Raw genomic sequence first — 3,426 nt, 5'->3', positions numbered from 1 at the left:
TTTTTGATATTTATAGATGAAATATCGTTCCAATCCACCATGATTTTCCCACAGTCCGATCGTCTCAATGCTAATTCGATCGCCTGCTTGGGTCGTTTCTATGTTCGGGTTTTCCGACCAGAACGACTCCGCTAACGCCGCTTTTAGCTCTGGCTCGATCTCGTCTATGCGCTCGGAGATCTCGCGAACAGTCACGCCGATTTTATAAATGGTGGTGGAGTCGCTAACTATTTTTAAAAAGTAGAGAGTTTGAGATAAGATTCGCTTGACGTGGTTTTTATATAACTTTATATCTGTTAATAAATCTGGTAAGTCTATAGAGTTTTTTACGTCAGCCTCAACAACTCTTGTTTCTAACTTTTTTAATTTAGCCACAATTGCTAAACTTTGAAACTTGCTAAACCGATCTAGGGGCATCACTCCACAAGCTATTTCGCCATTGGGATCGATGCCATACTCTAGCCACATATTCGTACCTCTGGCAATAGCAAGCTCAATTTAACTATTGACTTGGATGAGTTCTGGGCTACCCTTTCTCTGATACGGCGATCGGTGCGATCTAACGACTGGTTTTTACCCAGATCCACATAAATTTAGTGTATCACTAAAAGGATAGCTCGAAACTCTTGTCTACTATTGCTCGATTGAAACTTTCCACCTGCAATTCTAAAGCATAGCAGCGAGTTCAGCTAAGGTCGTAATTGGCAAATCGGCGCGATCTTGCCACGGGAATTCCCCAGTTGGATCGAGATAGACAGTAGCACTACCAGCCTGTCGCCCAGCTTCGAGATCGAATAGATAATCTCCCACCATAACGGATCGATCGGGGGATGCTTTCCAACTTGATAGCAATTGCCAAATCCCGTCTGGACTTGGCTTAGGCGGACAACAATGGCGACTAAGGATTAATTCTGTTGGAAAGAATTCAGCTAATCCGCAAGCGGCTTGGGTCGCCTGGGCATTGGGTTTACTATTCCGAGTCAGAATACCGATCCGATCGCCCCGCGAGCGCAATTTAGTCAGGAGTTCTCTGGCACCGACCTGTGCCGTGGCTTGGTGGGCGATATCTAGTTCCAAAGCATCGAGCTGTTGGTGTAACTGAGCCGCTTGAGCGGCAGGCAGGTCGTTGAGAGCTTCTAAGATGGGTCGATTGCTCGGTAGCCCCAGAATGCGCTTGATGCCATCGAAGTCGTGGATACTGATGGTTAGCGTCCCGTCCATATCGAAAATCCAACAGTCACGTCGAGCGAAGGAAACAGACATCAGGCACAAAGATCGAGACAATGCTTTTAGCTTACACCAACAAATGTCTCAAAGGGAGTTGCCACCGCCCGCGCCAAATTGACGTAGGTGATTCGGCAAAGCCGACACAGTGCGAATGCACTGTCGGTATAATCTGACTTTAGGCTAGAGTGATCCATGATTAACGAAGACCCGTCCATTCAGGAAAGCAAGCTTGCAACTTCCTAATCAGTTAGAACATCCTCAGAATACATATAAAAAGAGGAGATTAAATATTAATATTATAGAGTCTCTTTCTAAAAACCAGCTATCATCTATTTACTTTTTCCTAAAATAAATGAATCAAGTGAATTCATTAAGCTAGAAGTGAATATAGAAAATGTAAGAAAATACATGCCTTGAATGATTGTTTGTTGCTTGGCAGTTAATACGGTAACTATAATCCCAAATAAAATGTTAATTAAAAGCTTAAAACAGAACCAATGAGTTTTGCCGAATATATTCATAAACGATCTTTCAAGCTTCCTTCTTTCTGCTATCGAATCTCTATCGAATTGTGCAAACATATCTATTATTCCAAAAATCATCTCTCCTCGATCGGTAGATCGATCGCAATTAAACCCATCTAGAGAAAATAAACTAATATTTAAAGCATGTAACTCTTCAATAGTCTGTACCAAGTCTGATGCAGATCTACCCCATTGGGTTAACCTTGTCACCCATACTGAATCGATCTTTCCCTCTCTGGCAAGCTTCATAATTGCTTTCCGCTGCTTCGTCTCTAACTTAGTTTCACTCCACACACCCTCAACCTTAAACCCACATTTCTCCGCATACTCTTTCAACACCCTCTCTTGTTGTTTGCAGTTTTGGTCGTGGGCACTCACACAGCAATAAATAGCAACTTTCATCTTACCTGTAATATCGAGTACATAATTACTCTTAATCTACCCATTTATCGTCCTCAAACTATCGTGGTCATGAAGCGTTGATGTTAGTCTTGCAGGTTTTCATACTATCTTGTCGCCCAGAGATTCCAGATGGCTATAAGTAGAGTTGTAAGGTAAGTTTGAATTTGAATCTACAAACTACCTCTGAATATAACTTTAGTCCTCCATGCCCCCTCCTTCACCCCTGAAACTCAAAAACGTCCTCAAACAGCAATCTCACATCAATCTACTACTATTTAAGGTGGCTCTTGGCAATAGAATAGTATTGCCAGTGCGATCGCTACTGTGCCGGAATACCGACCAAACCTCTGTCAATCTGTACCCAACATCAAGTTACTCCTGCTGCCTTAGCTGCTCCATCTCGCTCCGCTTATGCCTGGATGAAGCTTCTGGCGGATAAAAATAACCTACAGCTTCATCTTGACACCCTCCGTCGCGCGATTGGAATCGGTACAGACATCATCAAAACTCAAAAGCAAGGTGTCGGCGAAGTCTTTATCGATCTATCCTCCGGTTCGAGCTTGTGCAAAGCCAGAATCATTGGCGACTTTACTACTTTAAGTATCAGTGAAGGTTTTATTCGATCGAGTTACGAGGTTCTCACCGCAGTCCTCCAAAGTGTATTATTAGGTAAAACTGAAGCGTCAAATCAGATCGTGCGGCAATTTGGGGTGAGCGAGGAATGTAGCGATGTTCTGCTAGAACGTATCAGGAGGCTAAATCTTTCCTAAAGTTGTCTGTTTGGGCTTGGCGAATGGCTTAAAGTTAAAGGTTATGTTGAGTTTTTTGAAGTTGAACTTGACAGTGTTATTTGATTTTGCTCGATCGACATTACCGTGCCAAAATATTTTAAGTTAATCCTCACTTCGCCACTGTAGTAGTATTACCACCAATGCTCACATTCAAGAGCGCGTAGATGCTACCAACGATCGTTGTCTGACCATTAATAGTAATATTCTTCTTGGTGAATAATTGACCCTTGAGGTTCGTATTACTATTGGCAGAAAGATCCCCTTGGGTAACAATTTTCACCGTCATCGAGCGGAAATAGGCGCGAATCGCGAGCGATATCGTTACCGATTAGAGCGGTAGGTGTATTCTTTACTAAGATTAAACAAATACTAAGTTGCTCGCTCGTCGTGTTTGATAACGATCGAACAAATAGAATCTTTAGGTGAAGCTCTGTTAGACTTTACCATGCTCGCTCTCGTTAGAAAATTGGCGATCCGAGCGG

General features: G+C 42.8%; 5 protein-coding genes and 1 pseudogene. 2 read left to right on the top strand and 4 right to left on the bottom strand.

Features of this window, described 5'->3' with window-relative positions:
• The 3 genes and pseudogenes from RMO35_RS11545 to RMO35_RS11535 form a co-directional block, all read right to left on the bottom strand.
• A pseudogene (locus RMO35_RS11545) lies at positions 1–468 on the bottom strand (hypothetical protein); the annotation flags it as partial.
• 198 nt (positions 469–666) lie between these two features.
• Positions 667–1,263: an HAD-IA family hydrolase gene (locus RMO35_RS11540; RefSeq protein WP_309741358.1), complete on the bottom strand. Its 597-nt coding sequence runs from the start codon at positions 1,261–1,263 to the stop codon at positions 667–669.
• Between the two features lie 293 nt (positions 1,264–1,556).
• Positions 1,557–2,153 carry a recombinase family protein gene (locus RMO35_RS11535; RefSeq protein WP_309741357.1) on the bottom strand — a complete coding sequence of 199 codons (597 nt, stop codon included), beginning with the start codon at positions 2,151–2,153 and terminating at the stop codon, positions 1,557–1,559.
• Between the two features lie 205 nt (positions 2,154–2,358).
• Between RMO35_RS11535 and RMO35_RS11530 the strand changes: the two genes are divergently transcribed.
• A complete protein-coding gene (locus RMO35_RS11530; RefSeq protein ID WP_309741356.1) occupies positions 2,359–2,592 on the top strand; it encodes a hypothetical protein in 234 nt (77 codons plus the stop codon).
• Entirely contained in the window at positions 2,573–2,923 is a 351-nt protein-coding gene (locus RMO35_RS11525) for a hypothetical protein (protein WP_309741355.1), read from the top strand. The genes RMO35_RS11530 and RMO35_RS11525 overlap by 20 nt, the downstream gene beginning before the upstream one ends.
• Before the next feature lie 130 nt (positions 2,924–3,053).
• Here the strand turns inward: RMO35_RS11525 and RMO35_RS11520 are convergent, their stop codons facing one another.
• Positions 3,054–3,224: a hypothetical protein gene (locus RMO35_RS11520; protein WP_309741354.1), complete on the bottom strand. Its 171-nt coding sequence runs from the start codon at positions 3,222–3,224 to the stop codon at positions 3,054–3,056.
• Positions 3,225–3,426: the final 202 nt, after the last annotated feature.

Source organism: Chamaesiphon sp. OTE_20_metabat_361 (genome assembly GCF_031364565.1).
Note: the sequence above shows the minus strand (reverse complement) of the source record. Positions and strands in the feature narration are given on the sequence as shown.